This window comes from Bradyrhizobium sp. G127 (assembly GCF_021502575.1).
Taxonomy (GTDB): Bacteria; Pseudomonadota; Alphaproteobacteria; order Rhizobiales; family Xanthobacteraceae; genus Afipia.
Genome location: NZ_JAKFGN010000001.1, coordinates 1,052,294 through 1,069,207 on the forward strand (window position 1 = coordinate 1,052,294; position 16,914 = coordinate 1,069,207).

Consider the following 16,914-nt stretch of genomic DNA (forward strand, 5'->3'; position numbering starts at 1 on the left):
AGGGGAACAAAAGAGAACATCGCCGCGGCCGGGCGGTTCCCGCCATTGGTTCCGCTTTATAGCACGCCGGCCGCGGAGACCGGCCCGACAAATTCAGAGATCGGAGAAGTAACTTTGCAGGGTCCGAACCTCGAGATCCCCGCCCAAATAGGCCCGGACACCTTGTGCGGCTGCCAGCGCACCCGAAAGAGTGGTGTAATATGGCACTTTATGCAAGAGGGCAGCACGTCGCAATGAACGGCTGTCGGCCAGCGCCTGCGGTCCCTCGGTGGTGTTGAAAACCAGTTGTACCTCGCCGTTGGTGATGGCGTCCACGATATGCGGGCGGCCTTCCAGCACCTTGTTGATCTTTTCGGCCGGCACGCCGTTTTCCACCAGGAAGCGCTGTGTGCCCGAGGTGGCGATCACCTTGAAGCCGAGCGAGGACAGTTCCTTCACGGCGTCGAGAATGCGCGCCTTGTCGATCTCGCGGACCGACACGAACACCGTTCCCTTGCGCGGTACGCGCGTGCCACCGCCGAGCTGGCTCTTGGCGAAGGCGACCGCGAACGAGCGGTCGATGCCCATAACCTCGCCGGTCGATTTCATTTCGGGGCCGAGCACCGTATCGACGCCGGGGAAGCGCGCGAACGGGAATACCGATTCCTTGACGCCGACATGGCCGAGCTTGCGGGGTTGCAGCTTGAAGTCGGCGAGCTTCTCGCCGGCCATGATGCGCGCGGCGATCTTCGCGACCGGAATGCCGACCACCTTGGCGACGAACGGCACCGTGCGCGAGGCGCGCGGATTGACTTCCAGCACGTAGATCTCGCCGTCCTTGATGGCGTATTGCACGTTCATCAGGCCGACCACGTCGAGGCCGAGCGCGAGTTCGCGGGTCTGGCGTTCGAGTTCGGCGATCATTGCGGCGTCGAGCGAATGCGGCGGCAGCGAGCAGGCCGAATCGCCGGAATGAATGCCGGCTTCCTCGATGTGTTCCATAATGCCGACGACAAAGGTGTCTTTGCCGTCGCACAGGCAGTCGACGTCGATTTCGGTCGCGTCCGACAGGTAGCGGTCGAACAGCAGCGGGTTCTTGCCGAGCACCGTGTTGATCTGGCCGGTCTTGTCGTTGGGATAGCGCGCCTTGACGTCGGCGGGCACCAGTTCGGGCAAGGTGCCGAGCAGGTAATCGCCGAGCTGGGACTCCTCGCGGATGATCTGCATGGCGCGGCCGCCGAGCACATAGGATGGCCGCACCACGAGCGGCAGACCGAGATCGCCGGCAATGAGGCGGGCCTGCTCCACGGAATAGGCAATGCCGTTCTTCGGCTGCTTCAGGCGCAACTTGTCGAGCACGCGCTTGAAGCGGTCGCGGTCTTCGGCGAGATCGATGGCGTCGGGCGACGTGCCGAGAATGGGAACGTTGGCATCTTCCAGCGCACGCGCCAGCTTCAGCGGCGTCTGCCCGCCGAACTGGACGATGACGCCGTGCAGCGTGCCGTTGCTGCGTTCGGTGTCGATGATCTCCAGCACGTCTTCGGCGGTCAGCGGTTCGAAGTAGAGCCGATCCGCGGTGTCGTAGTCGGTCGACACCGTCTCCGGATTGCAGTTGACCATGATGGTTTCGTAGCCGGCGTCATGCAGCGCGAAGCAGGCATGGCAGCAGCAGTAGTCGAACTCGATGCCCTGGCCGATCCGGTTCGGTCCGCCGCCGAGGATGATGACCTTGTTCTTGTCCGACGGCGCGCTTTCGTCCGCGGCAGCGCCGGCGAACGGCGCTTCATAGGTCGAATACATGTAGGCGGTAGGCGAGGCGAACTCGGCCGCGCAGGTGTCGATGCGCTTGAACACCGGACGCACGTTCATGGTCCGCCGCAGCGACTTGACCTCGGCCTCGGTCTTGCCGGAGAGCACGGCGAGGCGCGCATCGGAGAAACCCATCGCCTTCAGGGTGCGCATGCTGTGCGCGTTGCCCGGCAGGCCGTGGGTCTTGATCTTGGCTTCCATCTCGACGATGCCGCGCATTTCGGCGAGGAACCACGGATCGATCTTGCACGAGGTGAAGATGTCTTCGTTGGACCAGCCGAGCCGCATGGCCTGCGCGACCTGCAGCAGACGGTCGGGCGTCGGCGTGCCGAGCGCCGCGCGCACGGCGTTCTTGTCGTCGCTCTGGCCGAGGCCTTCGATCTCGATTTCGTCGAGGCCCGTCAGGCCGGTCTCAAGACCGCGCAACGCCTTCTGCAACGATTCCTGGAAGGTGCGGCCGATCGCCATCACCTCGCCGACCGACTTCATCGAGGTGGTCAGCGTGGTCGATGCACCGGGGAATTTCTCGAACGCGAAGCGCGGAATCTTGGTGACGACGTAATCTATGGTCGGCTCGAACGACGCCGGCGTGGCACCACCGGTGATGTCGTTGGCGATTTCATCCAGCGTGTAGCCGACCGCGAGCTTGGCTGCGACCTTGGCAATCGGAAAGCCGGTGGCTTTCGAGGCCAGCGCCGAGGAGCGCGACACGCGCGGATTCATTTCGATCACGACCATGCGGCCATCGGCGGGGTTCACGCCGAACTGCACGTTGGAGCCGCCGGTCTCGACGCCGATCTCGCGCAGCACCGCCAGCGAGGCGTCGCGCATGATCTGGTATTCTTTATCGGTGAGGGTGAGGGCCGGCGCGACGGTGATGGAGTCGCCGGTGTGCACGCCCATCGGATCGATGTTCTCGATCGAGCAGATGATGATGCAGTTGTCCTTCTTGTCGCGGACAACCTCCATCTCGTATTCTTTCCAGCCGAGAACGGATTCCTCGATCAGGACTTCGTTGGTCGGCGAGGCATCCAGACCGCGCTCGATAATGTCGAGAAACTCTTCGCGATTGTAGGCGATGCCGCCGCCGGTGCCGCCCATGGTGAAGGATGGACGGATGATCGCGGGCAGGCCGATTTCGGACAGCGCCATCAGCGCTTCGCCGAGCGCGTGCTCCTGATAGCGCTTGCGGCGGTCGTTCTCGCCGAGGGTCCATTGCCGCTCGTGCTCGGCGAGCGCGTCGCCCGTGAGCTTTTCCTTCTCGGCGAGATACTTGTCGCGATAGGACTTCTTGAGCGCGGAGGCGTTTGCCAGCCGCGACTTCGGCGTCTCGAGGCCGATCTTGGTCATGGCCTCGCGGAACAGTTGCCGGTCCTCGGCCTTGTCGATGGCGTCGGCGGTGGCGCCGATCATCTCGACGTCGAATTTCTCCAGCGTGCCCTGCTTGCGCAGGCTGAGCGCGCAGTTCAGCGCGGTCTGGCCGCCCATGGTCGGCAGCAGCGCGAAGCCGCCCGGAATGACGTGGCGTTCCTTCTCGATGATCTTGGCGACGATTTCCGGCGTGATCGGTTCGATATAGGTCGCGTCCGCCAGTTCCGGGTCCGTCATGATGGTGGCGGGATTGGAATTGACGAGGACGATGCGATAGCCCTCTTCGCGGAGCGTTTTGACCGCCTGGGTCCCGGAATAGTCGAATTCGCAGGCCTGGCCGATCACGATGGGGCCGGCGCCGATGATGAGGATCGTCGAGATGTCGGTTCTTTTAGGCATTAAGTCTCACGGCAGGAGATCGAAGCTGGAAACTGGGCATAAAAAAAGGGCGCGCGTCCGCGCGTCCTTTGAACCCGGCGCTTGGGGGTAGCCATGCGCGCGGGGGTGTCTTTAGACCAGATTCCAGAGCGGTGAAAGGCCTTTAAAGCCGCGATCAACCGGCAATTTTACGCAGATTGCGGCGATATTGGCCGCCGGAGCGATGCAGGGGAGGTTGGAGGCCCGGCCTGGACTTGAACCAGGATAAAAAGCTTTGCACAGCTTCCGCGTCGACGCTTCCGCCACCGGGCCGGGTACAAAGTTACCGTATGGATATGTGATGTCCATCGGGACGTCTTTTTAACGTTAACCGCGTGCCATTTCGCTTATGTGCCGGCCGTGGCCACGAATGTCATGCGCGCCGGGTTGTAGCCCACATTGGTTTTGGCCAGCGATGCCGTGAAGCCGGCGGCATTCAGCTTCGCGATCATGTCCGTTGCGCTATAGCGTTGCAGTCCGATGCTCTGGCGCAGCTGCCAGTAGTCCGACAGCGCTGTGCGCGCCAGTCCCCACAGCGCGTCGCTGAGGAAGCCGTTTTTGGCGGCCAGTTTGAGCAGAGCCGTCACGTCCGCCGCCGCCCCCACCTCGGGACGCAGAATGTCGCCGACCACCAGTCTGCCGCCGGGTTTCAGCACGCGCCGCATCAGGGCAAAGGCCCGGTCGAGTTCGGCGGGTGTCATATATTGGGCCACCGAAATCATCACCGCCAGATCGACCGATCCGTTCGACAATTGCTGAAGATCGTCGAGCGAGCTGACCGCGATTTTCGGGTTCGGCCCGAAGCGGGCGGTGAGGCGGCCGCGCACGCCGGGGGCGGGTTCGGCCAGAATGAGCTTTTGGCAGGCGGCTGCGACCTGCGCCGCGAACAGCGCCTCGCCGCAGGAATAGTCCAGCACCACGGCGTCCGGCGATGGCACATATTCGAGAATGTCATTGGCGATCACGCGAAAATGGACGTCGCGATGCAGCTTGCTGACATAAATCGTATGCGTGGAATCGTAATAGTCGATCCAGTCGTCCATGTGTCTGTCCGGGTAGGCACGCCCCCGAGACCTGAGCTTTTCGGGAAAAGGGTGCCTTAAAATGAGGGTTCCAGCCGGGGAACCGGCGGGCCTAGGATGGGTTAGATCGTCAGACGAACGATGTCCATGTTCGTCTCTATTCCTCCTCCTAACAGGAAGGTTCGCCGTGAGTAAAACCAAGACTGCAAATCCGGAACTCGACACCCCGACTGATCTGGACGCCTCCGGCGTCGCCAAGGTATCCACCGCGCTCAATACATTGCTGGCCGACGCCTTTGCGCTTTATCTGAAGACAAAGAATTTCCACTGGCACATCAGCGGCAGGCATTTCCGCGACTATCACCTGCTTCTCGACGAGCAGTCCGACCAGATTTTCGCCACCACAGACCAGTTGGCCGAGCGCGTTCGCAAGATCGGGGGCGCCACCATCCGTTCGATCGGCCATATCGCTAAGCTTCAGACACTCAAGGACAATGACGAGAAATTCGTGCCGCCGCGCGAAATGCTGCGTGAGCTGATGGAAGACAACAAGAAGGTCGCGGCTGCGATGCGCAAGGCGCACAAAGTCTGCGATGATGCCGAGGATGTTGCATCCGCCAGCCTGCTGGAGAATTTCATCGACGAAACCGAGCGGCGCACCTGGTTTCTGTTCGAGGCCACCCGTCAGGAAGGCGGCAACGAGGCGTAACGTCTACTCCGCCATTTGAACGATGTGGCAGGTTGTTGTGCCGTGAGCCATGAGCTTGCCTGTGGAATCGAACAGGCGTCCCTCCGCCATTCCTGCCTGACGGCCGGCATGGATGACGCGGCCTTCGCCGCGCACCACGCCGGTTTTCGGCGACATCGGCCGCATGAAGCTGATCTTGTATTCGAGCGTGACCACGCCCTGACCGGGTTTGAGCGACGAATGGATCGCGCCGCCCATGCAGGTGTCGAGCAGCACCGCGGCGTAGCCGCCGTGGGTGATCCCCATCGGATTATTGTGTTCAGGTTTCGGTGTCGCGGTCAGCACGATATGGCCGGGGGCAACCTCGACGATGTCGATCCCGAACAGTTGCGCCATCGGCGGCGGTGGCACCGTGCCATTCTTGATGCCGTTGAAGAAATCGAAGCCGGACATGGGCGCGGATGTCATCTGATCGTGCTCGCGATTTTAAATGATGATTGTCATTTCAAACTAGAATCTTCGACCCCCGCCCGCAAGCCAGGTCACCGGCGGCGTGATGCTTTGCTGAAGAATAGTTCATCGCCTACAATGAATTTGCCAGGGAGCGGATCACTTGCACGCATTCGAATGGTTCATCGGCCTGATGCTAGGTGCCATGCTGCTGTCGGCGCTGGCGCGGCGGATTGGCGTGCCGTATCCGACGTTTCTGGCGCTCGGCGGCGTCGGTATCGCGTTTCTTCCCAATGCGCCGGACTGGACGCTGGAGCCTGACCTCGCGCTGGCGCTGTTCGTGGCGCCGGTGCTGCTCGACGCCGCGTTCGACACTTCGTTGCGCGATCTGCGCGACAACTGGCTTCCGGTCACGATGCTGGTGCTGGCCGCGGTCGGCGTCACCACCGCAGCGGTCGCATTCGTCGCGCACTGGCTGATGCCGGGAATGCCGTGGGCCGCGGCGATTGCTCTGGGCGCCATCGTTGCGCCGCCCGATGCGGCAGCGGCCACCGCGGTGCTGCGCAGTATCAAGCTGCCTTACCGCGTCCTGAAAATTCTCGAAGGCGAGAGCCTGCTCAACGATGCCAGCGCGCTGCTGATCTATCGTGTCGCAGTCGGCGCAGCGCTGGCGTCGTCGCTGAAGGTGAACGATGTCGTTCCTGCGCTGGCGGTCGCGCTGGCAGGAAGTCTGATCGTTGGCTACGTGTTCGCAAAGGTGTCGATGCTCGCGACCGCCCGCATCACGGACGTGCCGACCTCCATCATCATGCAGTTCGCCGGGACGTTCACGGTCTGGATCATCGCCGAACATTTTGCGTTGTCCGGAATTCTCACCATCGTGGTCTATGCCATTACGATGGCGCGTAGCGTGCCGATGCAGACGTCGCCGCGGTTGCGGGTGCCGTCCTATGCGGTGTGGGAAACGGTGGTGTTCCTGCTGAATGTCATGGCGTTCGTGCTGATCGGAATGCAGTTGCGGCCGATCCTGGAGAATCTCGAAACCTCGGTTCGTCACGATTACTTCATCATCGCTGCGGCGGTGCTGGCGACGGTGATCCTGACCCGGATCATTTGGGTGATGGGTTACAACACGGTGCTGCGCGGGACGATCGCCTATTTCGGATTCAGGCCGCGGCGCCTGTCCGAGACACGGCCGAGCGTGAAGGGCGGCGTGCTGATGTCATGGTGCGGCATGCGCGGCATCGTCACGCTCGCGGCCGCCTTCGCATTGCCGGAACGATTTCCCTATCGCGACCTGATCCTGCTGACGGCGTTCGGCGTTGTGCTCGGCACGCTGGTCATTCAAGGACTGACGCTGCGGCCGCTGGTGGCGTGGCTCGCGCTCGATGACGGCGATCCCGTGGGACATGAAGTGGGATGGGCGCGCCGCGCCGCTTTCCATGCCGCGCTGGAGTCGTTCGACGGCAACACCTCCGCCGAGGCGGAACTGCTGCGGCTCGAGTACCGGCAGATGCTGGACAAGGCGGAAAGCAATCCGGACGGCCTGACATCGAGCGAATTGCCCGCCGACCCGCTGCGGCGTCAGGCGATCAGCGCCGCGCGGCGGGTGCTGTTCGAGATGCGCGAGTCCGGTGAGATCGGCGACGACGCGTTTCATCTTTTGGAAGAGGAGTTCGACTGGGCCGAACTCAGCGCGACGGAAGCGTGAGCTGCTTCCCTCTCCCACGAGGGAGAGGAAGCAAAATGTTACGCCCGCTTCTTCTCGCGCATCAGGTCCGAGAATCGCCGGAAGAGGTAGTGGGAGTCACGTGGGCCGGGCGACGCCTCGGGATGATACTGCACCGAGAACACGGGCTTGTCGTTCAGCGCGATGCCGCAGTTCGAATCGTCGAACAGCGAGATATGCGTCTGAGTGACGTTCTTCGGCAGCGTGGTCTTGTCCACCGCGAAGCCGTGGTTCATCGAGGTGATCTCGACCTTGCCGGTCGTGAGATCCTTTACCGGATGGTTGGCGCCGTGATGGCCCTGATGCATCTTCATGGTCTTGCCGCCCAGCGCGAGGCCAAGCATCTGGTGGCCCAGACAAATTCCAAAGGTCGGTGTGCCGGACTCGATCACCTTCTTGATGACCGGCACGGCGTATTCGCCGGTCGCCGCCGGATCGCCGGGGCCGTTCGACAGGAACACGCCGTCCGGCTTCATCGCCAGAATGTCTTCGGCCGAAGTCTTCGCGGTGACGACCGTGACCTTGCAGCCTTCTCCCGCGAGCAGCCGCAGGATGTTGCGCTTGATGCCGTAGTCGATGGCGACGACGTTGAACTCCGGCTTGTCCTGAATGCCGAAGCCCTTGTTCCATTCCCACGGCGTCTCGTCCCAGTTAAAGCGCTGGGCGCTGGTCACCATCGGCACGAGGTCCATGCCCTCGAGGCCGGGCCATTCGCGCGCCTCTTCCTTCAGGCCATGCAGATCGAACTGGCCGTTGTGCGCATGCGCGATCACGGCGTTGGGCATGCCCTTGCTGCGGATCAACGCGGTGAGCGCGCGGGTGTCGATGCCGGCGATGCCGATGATGCCGCGTGCCTTCAGCCAGGCGTCGAGATGCTTCGCGGAGCGATAGTTCGACGGATCGGTGATGCCCGCGCGCAGGATGACGCCGCGCGCGCCCGGCGTCGCCGCCATGTTCACCGTTTCGATGTCTTCGTCGTTGGTTCCGACATTTCCGATATGGGGAAATGTGAAGGTGATGAGCTGCCCGGCATAGGACGGATCGGTGAGGATTTCCTCGTAACCGGTCATCGCCGTGTTGAAGCAGACTTCGCCGACCGCCTGGCCTTCCGCGCCGAGGCCGAAGCCTTCCAGCACGGTGCCATCGGCGAGCACGAGGAGCGCGGTCGGTTTCAGGTCCGGCCAGGCTGAGGAATTGTCTGATGTCGTCATAAGTGCATCACATAACCCCTGTGCCGCGGCGCGTCAAAGGCAGAAGGGCCGGAAATTCATGCCATTTGCACATATTTGACAGCCGCCGAACGCTCCCTAATCTGCGCCCCGCGCGGCCATTCGAAAAGAGCCGCAGGCGGGTTTGGAGACACCTCATGAATATGGCGGCGAACGCAACGGATTTTGCGCAGCTTCATTCGGGCGGCACGATGGGAAGCCTCATCATCAACGCGGTGGCGCGGTTCGGCGACCGGCCGGCGCTTGCCGACGGCAACGTCAACTGGAGCTACCGCGAATTCGGTGACGCGATGGGCCGCTTCATCACTGTATTCCGTTCGCTTGGCCTGAAGAAGGGCAATGCGCTGTCGATCCTGTCCGGCAATCGCGCAGAATCGTGGGCCGCGATCTGTGCCGCCATGGTGATGGGCATGCGCTACACGCCGCTGCATCCGATGGCAGCGGAGGACGATCACGCCTTCATTATCGAGGACGCCGAAGTCGATGCGCTCATTGTCGATGCCGGCAAATTCGGGGCGCGCGGGCTTGCGATCAAATCCCGCGTCGGCGGCCTGAAGCATCTCCTGTCGTTCGGTCCGCTGGCCGGCGCGCATGATCTGTCGCCGGATCTGTCGACCGCGAAGCCCGCGCCACTGGTCGATGAAGGTGGCGCGGCGGATCTGGCTTTCATCGCCTATACCGGCGGCACCACGGGACGTTCCAAGGGCGTAATGATGCCGCATCGCGTGCTGATGACCATGACATTGCAGATGTTCTCGGACTGGGACTGGCCGCCGCAGGACATCCGCTATCTTGCCGCGACGCCGATCAGCCACGCCGCCGGAGTCACGCTGTTCCCCGTGATGATGCGCGGCGGCTACGCGCGGCTGGTGCAGGGCTTCGAGACAGAAACCTATTGCCGCGTGGTCGCCGAAGAAAAGATGAATACCACGCTGCTGGTGCCGACGCTGATCTATGCCCTGATCGACGCCGTCGATCTTCGCGCGCGCTACGACATGTCGTCGTTGCAGACGATCATCTATGGCGCCGCTCCCATGTCGCCGGACCGCCTGCGCGAAGGCATGAAAATTTTCGGCAAGGTGTTCGTGCAGCTTTACGGCCAGACCGAAGCGCCGCAGGTCATCACCTCGATGCGCAAGATCGACCATGACGACTCTAAGCCTGGCCGGCTCGGCTCCTGCGGCCGGCCCAGCCTGTTCGTCGACGTGAAGTTGTTCGATTCCGAAATGCGCGAAGTCGCGACCGGCGAGCCGGGCGAAATCTGCGTGCGCGGGCCACTGGTGATGGACGGTTACTGGAAACGCCCGGAGGCCAACGCCGAAACGTTGCGCGGCGGCTGGCTGCACACCGGCGACGTCGCGGTGAAGGACGACGAGGGATACTTCTATATCGTCGACCGCACCAAGGACATGATCATCTCCGGCGGCTTTAATATCTATCCGCGCGAGGTCGAGGATGCGCTGATGTCGCATCCTTCGGTGGCGTCCGCCGCGGTGATCGGAATTCCGGACGACAAGTGGGGCGAGGCGGTGAAGGGATTTGTCGTTCTCAAGGCCGGTGCAAATTCCGGCGCCGCCGAACTTCAGGCCCATGTGAAGGACAAGCGCGGCGCGCCATGGTCGCCGAAAACCATCGATTTCGTCGACACTATCCCGGTCACCGGGCTGGGCAAGATCGACCGCAAGGCGCTGCGCGCGCCTTACTGGGAAGGCCGCAAGCGGGGGGTGGCGTGATGGATTGTAACTGGCGTCGCGCGATGCATGCGACACATTGAGGTTGTCATGCGCGGGCTTGACCCGCGCATCTATCCTGAGAAGCAGCCTTTCAAGCGATGGATTGCCGGGTCAAGCCCGGCAATGACAGAACAGGAAACGTCTCATGCTCAACATGCTTCCCGTCGTGCTCGTCCCCGGTCTGGCCTGTTCGCCGCGCATCTATGCGCTGCAGATTCCGGATCTATGGCGCGCAGCCCCGGTACATCTCGCCAATCATGCACGCGGCGGCGACATGGCCACCATCGCGCGGCGCATTCTGGCGGAAGCGCCGTTGCGCTTTGCACTCGCCGGTCATTCGATGGGCGGCTACATCGCGCTGGAGATGTTCCGGCAGGCGCCTGAGCGGATCGGACGGCTGGCGCTGCTCAACACCTCGGCGCGGCCGGAGACGCCGGAAGCAACCGAGCGCCGCCGCAGCTGGATCGCCGAGGTCAAGGCGGGCGGTTACCGCACGGTGATGGACCGCCTGTTCGAGAAGTTCGTGCATCCGGCGCTGGCGCGGGATGCGGGTTTGCACCGGATCGTCCTCGACATGGCCGATGATGTCGGACCCGACGCCTTCGTCTGGCAGCTCGAGGCGATCATGACGCGGGCCGATTCGCGGCCGACACTGACGCAGATCAAATGCCCGACGCTGGTGCTGACCTGCGACACCGACAACATGGTCCCGAACGAGTTTTCGACCGAGATCGCCGCCGGCATCGCAGGCGCGAAGCTGGTCACGATCCCGGATTGCGGCCATCTCCCGCAACTCGAGAAGCCGCAGGCGATGACCGATGCGCTGCTCGACTGGCTGGAGATGTAGCGCCGTTGGTTGTGCGGGCGCGCAAAACGCCCTAAATCAGCGGCAACCCGATTTGAACGAGGCGGCCGCTGATGCCGCAAGGAGGCCGGATGCTGCGCGATGACATCAACAACGCCGTCAAGGACGCGATGAGAGCGAAGGAGGAACGCAAGCTCTCGACGCTGCGCATGATCAACTCGTCGCTCAAGAATGCCGACATCGAGGCGCGCGGGCAAAGCAAGCCGCCGCTGTCCGACGAGGATATTCTCGGGCTGCTGCAAAAGATGATCAAGCAGCGTCAAGAATCGGTCGCGCTCTACGACAAGGGCGGCCGTCCGGAGCTTGCCGCGCAGGAGCGCGAGGAGATCGCGGTGATCTCGGCCTATCTGCCGAAGCAGATGTCCGATGATGAAGTGAAGGCCGCCATCGCCGCAACCGTGACGGAAACCGGCGCCGCCGGCATGAAAGACATGGGCAAGGTGATCGCTGCGCTGAAAGCGAAGTACGCCGGGCAGATGGATTTCGGCAAGGCCAGCGGACTGGTGAAGGCCGCGCTGGCGGGGTGACATCTTTCTTCACCTCTCCCCGCTTGCGGGGAGAGGTCGCGAGCCGTCAGGCGAGCGGGTGAGGGGTTTTTCAAGTGTGCCCCTCACCCGGAGGCGGGGTTTGCTCGTTGAATAAGAGACGAAGGCTCCCATGCTCACCGAAACCGACAACTACGACGAGCTTTACAAGAACTTCCGCTGGGAGATTCCGGCGAGGTTCAACATGGCGACCGCCTGCTGCGACCGCCATGCCGACGGCTCCGGCAAGCTCGCGCTGATCTATGTCGACGAGGACGGCGGCACGCAGCGGCTGTCGTTCGACGAGATCAGCGCGCTGTCGAAGAGCTTCGCCAACGTACTGAAGGCCGACGGCCTCGCGCGCGGCGATCGCGTTGCGGTGTTCCTGTCGCAGTCGGTCGAACTGCCGATCGCGCATCTTGCCGCGTTCCGCTCTGGCCTCGTCTCGGTGCCGCTGTTCACGCTGTTCGGCGAGGACGCGCTGGAATTCCGCCTCTCCAATTCCGGCGCGAAAGCGGTCATCACCGACGAAGGCGGCTGGGAGAAGCTGTCGAAAATTCGCGACCGTCTGCCTCATCTCCAGGACATCTATGTCACCAGCGGCGCGCTTCATGCGGGCGCCAAATCGTTCTGGCAGGCCATCGAGGATGCGTCGGAGGATTTTTCGACCGTCGATACCAGCGCCGACGATCCCGCCATCATCATCTACACGTCAGGTACAACCGGAAATCCCAAGGGGGCCCTGCACGCCCATCGCGTGCTGCTCGGCCACTTGCCGAATGTCGAGATGGCGCACGATTTCTTCCCCAAGCCCGGCGACCTGATGTGGACCCCGGCGGACTGGGCCTGGATCGGCGGGCTATTCGATGCGCTGTTTCCGGCGTGGTATCACGGCGTGCCGATGCTCGGTCATCGCGCCAGGAAGTTCGAGCCGCAGGCGGCGATGCAACTGATGGCGGATCACGGCGTGCGCAACGTGTTTCTGCCGCCGACCGCGTTGAAGCTGATGCGGCAGGCAGAGGTGAAGCGCGACGGCGTGAAGCTGCGCAGCATCTTCACCGGCGGCGAGTCGCTCGGCGCCGAACTGCTTGACTGGGTGCGCGCTACGTTCGGCGTCAATGCGCATGAAATCTACGGCCAGACCGAATGCAATCTCGTGGTCGGCAACAATTCCAACCTGTTTCCCATCAAGCCGGGATCGATGGGCAAGCCGACGCCGGGCTTCGATGTGCAGATCGTCAATGAGAAGGGCGAGATCCAGCCGCGCGGCCAGCGCGGCGTCATCGGTGTGCGCGTGCCCAATCCGGTGGCGATGATCGAATACTGGAAAAATCCGGACGCGACCGCGAAGAAAGTCGCCGGCGGCTTCCTGCTGACCGGCGATCTCGGGGTGCAGGATGACGACGGCTATTTCTGGTACGTCAGCCGCGAGGACGACGTGATCACCAGCGCCGGTTACCGGATCGGTCCATCCGAAATCGAACATACATTGATGAAGCATCCGGCGGTGGCGATGTCGGCCGTGGTCGGGATTCCCGATCCGATCCGCACCGAGGCGATCAAGGCGTGGATCGTGCTGCGTCCCGGTTTCGCCGCAAGCGATGCGCTCGCCAAAGAGATTCAGGATTTCGTCAAGGTGCAACTCGCCGCGCACGAATATCCGCGCCACATCCAGTTCGCGGACACTTTGCCGATGACGGCGACCGGCAAGGTGCTACGGCGGGAATTGCGGACGCTCGGCTGACGGCAGTTTGACCTGAATCAATCATCGCGCCGCGCACGCCTGCATGAATGCGCCATCGTGTGTGACGCTGGGGGCAGCCATGGCATCGGTTTCGGGGAAGATTGATCCTGTGGTGCGGCGCATCACGGCCGCTGATATTGCCGAGGCATTCAGCCGCGGCCTGCGCGACTTCCAGGCTGCGCCGCTCTATGGGCTTGCGTTCGGCGCGCTCTACGCCGGTGGCGGCATCGCGATCATGCTCAGCCTCACCGCGCTCGGCATGGTCTATCTCGCCTATCCGCTCGCGGCGGGCTTCGCGCTGATCGGGCCGTTCGTGGCCATCGGTCTTTATGAGGTGAGCCGCCGGCTGGAAGCGGGCCAGCGCCCGACGCCGCGTGATATCTGGTCGGCCATTACCTCGCGCGCCGAGATCGGATGGATGGCCTTCGTCACGCTGTTCGTGTTCGTGGTGTGGATGTACCAGGTCCGGCTGCTGATCGCGCTGATCCTCGGCGTCAGCGCGTCGTTCGCCAGCATCCGCGATTTTATCACGGTGGTGCTGACCACCAACGAGGGGCTGCTGTTTCTGCTGATCGGCAATATCGAGGGCGCGGTGCTGTCGCTGATCCTGTTCTCGCTGACCGTGGTGTCGTTTCCGCTGCTGCTGGACCGGGACGTCGATTTCGTCACTGCAATGATCACCAGCGTGCGTGCCGTGGTCATGAGCCCGCTGCCGATGATCGCCTGGGCGGCGATCATCGTGATGTTGCTGGTGGTCTCGGCGATGCCGTATTTCCTCGGGCTGGTGGTGACGTTGCCGGTGCTTGGCCACACGACATGGCACCTCTATCGCCGCATCGTGGCGCCGCTGCCGGAAGCCTGACGCGCGCTGCACCTCGACGCCGAAACCCGAGAAGTACTGACGGCTGTATTCCGCCGACGTCAGTGCTTCCCAGATATTCTCCGGCGTCGAAGCGATGTAGATCGATTAGACGAGGGATGGCCAGAACTTGCTGATGTCCATCACGACCCCTTACGCATCTTTCGCCGGATCGATGATCAGCGGCTTTCCGGTTTCGAGAATGCTCTTGAGGCTCGACAGCACCATTGGCCATCCGGTGGAAATGCTCTGCAGGGTTTTGCTGTCGTCCGCGAAGCCTTCATGCGTGACTACGAGCTTGATCATATCGCCGCGCGGCTCAATGACGTAGGTTACGCGCGAAGGCTTTTCTCTTTTCATCTCCTCATCGAAGATCGATACCCAGCTATAGGAAAGTCTGCGGGGCGGATCGGATTCCAGGATCACGCAGTCGTTCTTGACCTCACCGCCGCGCTCCATCGTCATCCGCGAACCGGCCTTCCAGTCCGAGGTCAGGGTGCAGTCCATCCAGTACTTGCGGGTGAAGTCCGCGTCGGTCAGCGCGTGCCAGAGCTTGTCCGGCGTGGTCCTGATGTAGGTGGTGTAAACGAATTCGGGCTTGCTCATGACGCGGCTCCCGTTGCTTCAGGTGCCTTGATCGGCTGGCGATCCAGCGCCATCGGCAGCGCTTTGCCGGTCTCTAGCATGGTCTTCAGGCTCGACAGCACGGCTGGCCATCCGCCCGAGATCGCCTTCAGCATCTCCGGATAGGTTTCGTCATGCGTCACGGTCAGGCGGACTTCATGATTGAGGGCTTCGATGTCGAAGGTGACGCGCGACACCTTGCTCGGGTCCGAGGCCTTCGCGGGATTGGCCCAGGTCAGGACAAGACGGTGGGGCGGTTTGCTCTCGATCACCGTGCCGACGATATCGACCTTTGCCGGATCGTCGTAATTCTCGTGACTCCACGTGGAGCCTTCCTTCCAGTCTGATCGGTTGCGATGCCGCCACCAGTAGTCCTTCGTCATCTCCGGATCGATGAGGGCATTCCAAAGCTTGTCTGCAGAGGTCTGGATATAGATCACATAGATGAAATCTGGCTTACGCATCACGCTTCTCCAGTTGCCGTTTCAACTCGCTGAGCGCGGCGAGCTTGCCGCGCTCGAATTTCCTGATCCACCGTTCGCCGATCTCGTGGATCGGCACGGGATTGAGGTAATGCAGCTTCTCGCGGCCATGCCTGATCGAGGTCACGAGATTGGCCGCTTCCAGAATCGCAAGGTGCTTGGTCACGGCCTGCCGCGTCATGGCAAGGCCGTCGCAGAGTTCGAGCAGCGTCTGACCGTTGCGCGCATGAAGCCGGTCCAGCAACGAGCGTCGCGACGCATCCGCCAGTGCCTTGAAGACTTCATCCATGGTCAGGATAATAGGCAACCAAATGGTTGCCTGTCAAGGGGCTATACACAGAGGCCGCTATTTCTTCGATGAACCACTTGCCCGCGGGACGCGTCTCAGGGTTGGATGGTTTTCATTTCGAGAAGAGAATGCTGCCGGATATTCCCTGGTTCGTTTACGCGATGCTGCTGGCCCCGGTGGGCCTCATCGTATTCGCCGCGATCTACAAGTCCTTTGAGGTGCGCGCCGCGAGCGATTGGCCGAGCGTGCCGGGCGAGGTGGTGATCTCGGCCCCGCAAGTGCGCAAGGTGAAGGTGATCGATGGCAATCGCGAAGAGGGGCACTACTACGAGGAACGCAACTTCGCCAATGTCACCTATCAGTATGTCATCGCCGGGCAGACCTATCGCAACAACCGGGTAACCATCGGAGAGGACCGCGGAAATTTCGAGGTCGCGGAGACGATCGCGCGTTATCCGGTCGGCAAGCCGGTGACCGTCTACTACAATCCGAACAAGCGCAGCGAAGCGGTGCTGGAGCGCGACCTGCCGAAGGGCCTGTGGGGTTGCATCGGCTGGATGGTGGCGATCGCGGTTGTGCTGGTGTTCGGCTCTGCGATCGGCTTCAACAAAGTGACCGAGTTTGCCTCCACGCGCGCAGCCAATGCGCCGCTGACGGTGGCGCTCGGCGCATTCGGTGCGGTGATGGCGCTGGTCGCGCTTGCCATCCAGCGCCATGCGCGTCAGGCGCGGCACTGGCCGACGGTGAAGGGCACGATTGCCACATCGGGCCTGGAGCGGTTTCGCAGCGCACCGGAGGACAATCGCCGCGGCCGGATCATGTTCAAGGCGAAGATCAGCTACACCTACAGCTTCAACGGCATGGACTATACCGGCACCGTCGCCTCGATTAGCGGCGAGGTGTCCTCGACATCCGATGGCGCGGTGCAGCGCTGGGTGAAGCGCTATCGGGATGGTCAGACGGTGGATGTTTACGTCAATCCCGCTAATCCGTCGGAATCGGTGCTGGAGCCGCGCGCAAGAGGAATCTGGGTGGTGTGGGTGATCGTGGCCGTGCTCTGGGCGATGGCGGTCTTTGTCGCCACAAGGCCGTGACGTCAT

Annotated in this window: 15 protein-coding genes, 1 tRNA gene and 1 pseudogene; 8 read left to right on the forward strand and 9 right to left on the reverse strand. The window is 62.5% G+C overall.

Annotated features, from left to right (window positions below; all coding sequences use genetic code 11):
• Positions 1–93 precede the first annotated feature (93 nt).
• The 3 genes from carB to LVY71_RS05090 all read right to left on the reverse strand — a co-directional run bounded on the left by carB (position 94) and on the right by LVY71_RS05090 (position 4,619).
• A complete protein-coding gene (gene carB / locus LVY71_RS05080; RefSeq protein ID WP_235098683.1) occupies positions 94–3,558 on the reverse strand; it encodes a carbamoyl-phosphate synthase large subunit in 3,465 nt (1,154 codons plus the stop codon).
• A 215-nt stretch (positions 3,559–3,773) separates the two neighbouring features.
• Positions 3,774–3,849 (reverse strand) — tRNA-OTHER (locus tag LVY71_RS05085).
• A gap of 74 nt (positions 3,850–3,923) precedes the next feature.
• Entirely contained in the window at positions 3,924–4,619 is a 696-nt protein-coding gene (locus LVY71_RS05090) for a class I SAM-dependent methyltransferase (RefSeq protein ID WP_235098685.1), read from the reverse strand.
• A gap of 166 nt (positions 4,620–4,785) precedes the next feature.
• Between LVY71_RS05090 and LVY71_RS05095 the strand changes: the two genes are divergently transcribed.
• Positions 4,786–5,307: a Dps family protein gene (locus tag LVY71_RS05095; RefSeq protein ID WP_235098687.1), complete on the forward strand. Its 522-nt coding sequence runs from the start codon at positions 4,786–4,788 to the stop codon at positions 5,305–5,307.
• A gap of 3 nt (positions 5,308–5,310) precedes the next feature.
• On the opposite strand, the gene LVY71_RS05100 is transcribed toward LVY71_RS05095, so the two are convergent.
• Positions 5,311–5,754: a PaaI family thioesterase gene (locus LVY71_RS05100; protein ID WP_235098689.1), complete on the reverse strand. Its 444-nt coding sequence runs from the start codon at positions 5,752–5,754 to the stop codon at positions 5,311–5,313.
• Positions 5,755–5,899: 145 nt separating this feature from the next.
• On the opposite strand from LVY71_RS05100, the gene LVY71_RS05105 reads away from it, so the two are divergent.
• Complete coding sequence (locus LVY71_RS05105) at positions 5,900–7,447, forward strand: cation:proton antiporter (protein ID WP_235098691.1); 1,548 nt, start codon at positions 5,900–5,902, stop codon at positions 7,445–7,447.
• Between the two features lie 38 nt (positions 7,448–7,485).
• Here the strand turns inward: LVY71_RS05105 and carA are convergent, their stop codons facing one another.
• Positions 7,486–8,676 carry a glutamine-hydrolyzing carbamoyl-phosphate synthase small subunit gene (gene carA / locus LVY71_RS05110; RefSeq protein ID WP_235098693.1) on the reverse strand — a complete coding sequence of 397 codons (1,191 nt, stop codon included), beginning with the start codon at positions 8,674–8,676 and terminating at the stop codon, positions 7,486–7,488.
• 155 nt (positions 8,677–8,831) lie between these two features.
• On the opposite strand from carA, the gene LVY71_RS05115 reads away from it, so the two are divergent.
• The 5 genes from LVY71_RS05115 (at position 8,832) to LVY71_RS05135 (ending at position 14,422) form a co-directional block, all read left to right on the forward strand.
• Entirely contained in the window at positions 8,832–10,427 is a 1,596-nt protein-coding gene (locus tag LVY71_RS05115; protein ID WP_235098696.1) for an AMP-binding protein, read from the forward strand.
• A gap of 145 nt (positions 10,428–10,572) precedes the next feature.
• A complete protein-coding gene (locus LVY71_RS05120; protein ID WP_235098697.1) occupies positions 10,573–11,274 on the forward strand; it encodes an alpha/beta fold hydrolase in 702 nt (233 codons plus the stop codon).
• Between the two features lie 89 nt (positions 11,275–11,363).
• Positions 11,364–11,819, forward strand: a complete 456-nt coding sequence (locus LVY71_RS05125) for a GatB/YqeY domain-containing protein (protein WP_235098699.1) — start codon at positions 11,364–11,366, stop codon at positions 11,817–11,819.
• 130 nt (positions 11,820–11,949) lie between these two features.
• Positions 11,950–13,560, forward strand: coding sequence for an acyl-CoA synthetase (locus LVY71_RS05130; RefSeq protein WP_235098701.1), 1,611 nt, complete (start codon positions 11,950–11,952; stop codon positions 13,558–13,560).
• Positions 13,561–13,639: 79 nt separating this feature from the next.
• The gene (locus LVY71_RS05135) at positions 13,640–14,422 is read left to right on the forward strand and encodes a DUF2189 domain-containing protein (RefSeq protein WP_235098704.1); all 783 of its coding nucleotides are present in this window, start codon (positions 13,640–13,642) and stop codon (positions 14,420–14,422) included.
• On the opposite strand, the pseudogene LVY71_RS05140 reads toward LVY71_RS05135, so the two are convergent.
• The 4 genes and pseudogenes from LVY71_RS05140 to LVY71_RS05155 all read right to left on the reverse strand — a co-directional run.
• A pseudogene (locus LVY71_RS05140) lies at positions 14,411–14,524 on the reverse strand (SRPBCC family protein); the annotation flags it as partial. The gene LVY71_RS05135 and the pseudogene LVY71_RS05140 sit on opposite strands and share 12 nt — an antisense overlap.
• Before the next feature lie 48 nt (positions 14,525–14,572).
• A complete protein-coding gene (locus tag LVY71_RS05145) occupies positions 14,573–15,025 on the reverse strand; it encodes an SRPBCC family protein (RefSeq protein WP_235098706.1) in 453 nt (150 codons plus the stop codon).
• Positions 15,022–15,507, reverse strand: a complete 486-nt coding sequence (locus LVY71_RS05150) for an SRPBCC family protein (protein WP_235098709.1) — start codon at positions 15,505–15,507, stop codon at positions 15,022–15,024. The genes LVY71_RS05145 and LVY71_RS05150 overlap by 4 nt, the downstream gene beginning before the upstream one ends.
• Positions 15,500–15,814, reverse strand: coding sequence for an ArsR/SmtB family transcription factor (locus tag LVY71_RS05155; protein ID WP_235100017.1), 315 nt, complete (start codon positions 15,812–15,814; stop codon positions 15,500–15,502). The genes LVY71_RS05150 and LVY71_RS05155 overlap by 8 nt, the downstream gene beginning before the upstream one ends.
• 128 nt (positions 15,815–15,942) lie before the next feature.
• On the opposite strand from LVY71_RS05155, the gene LVY71_RS05160 reads away from it, so the two are divergent.
• Complete coding sequence (locus LVY71_RS05160) at positions 15,943–16,908, forward strand: DUF3592 domain-containing protein (protein WP_235098710.1); 966 nt, start codon at positions 15,943–15,945, stop codon at positions 16,906–16,908.
• The last annotated feature ends 6 nt before the right edge of the window (positions 16,909–16,914 follow it).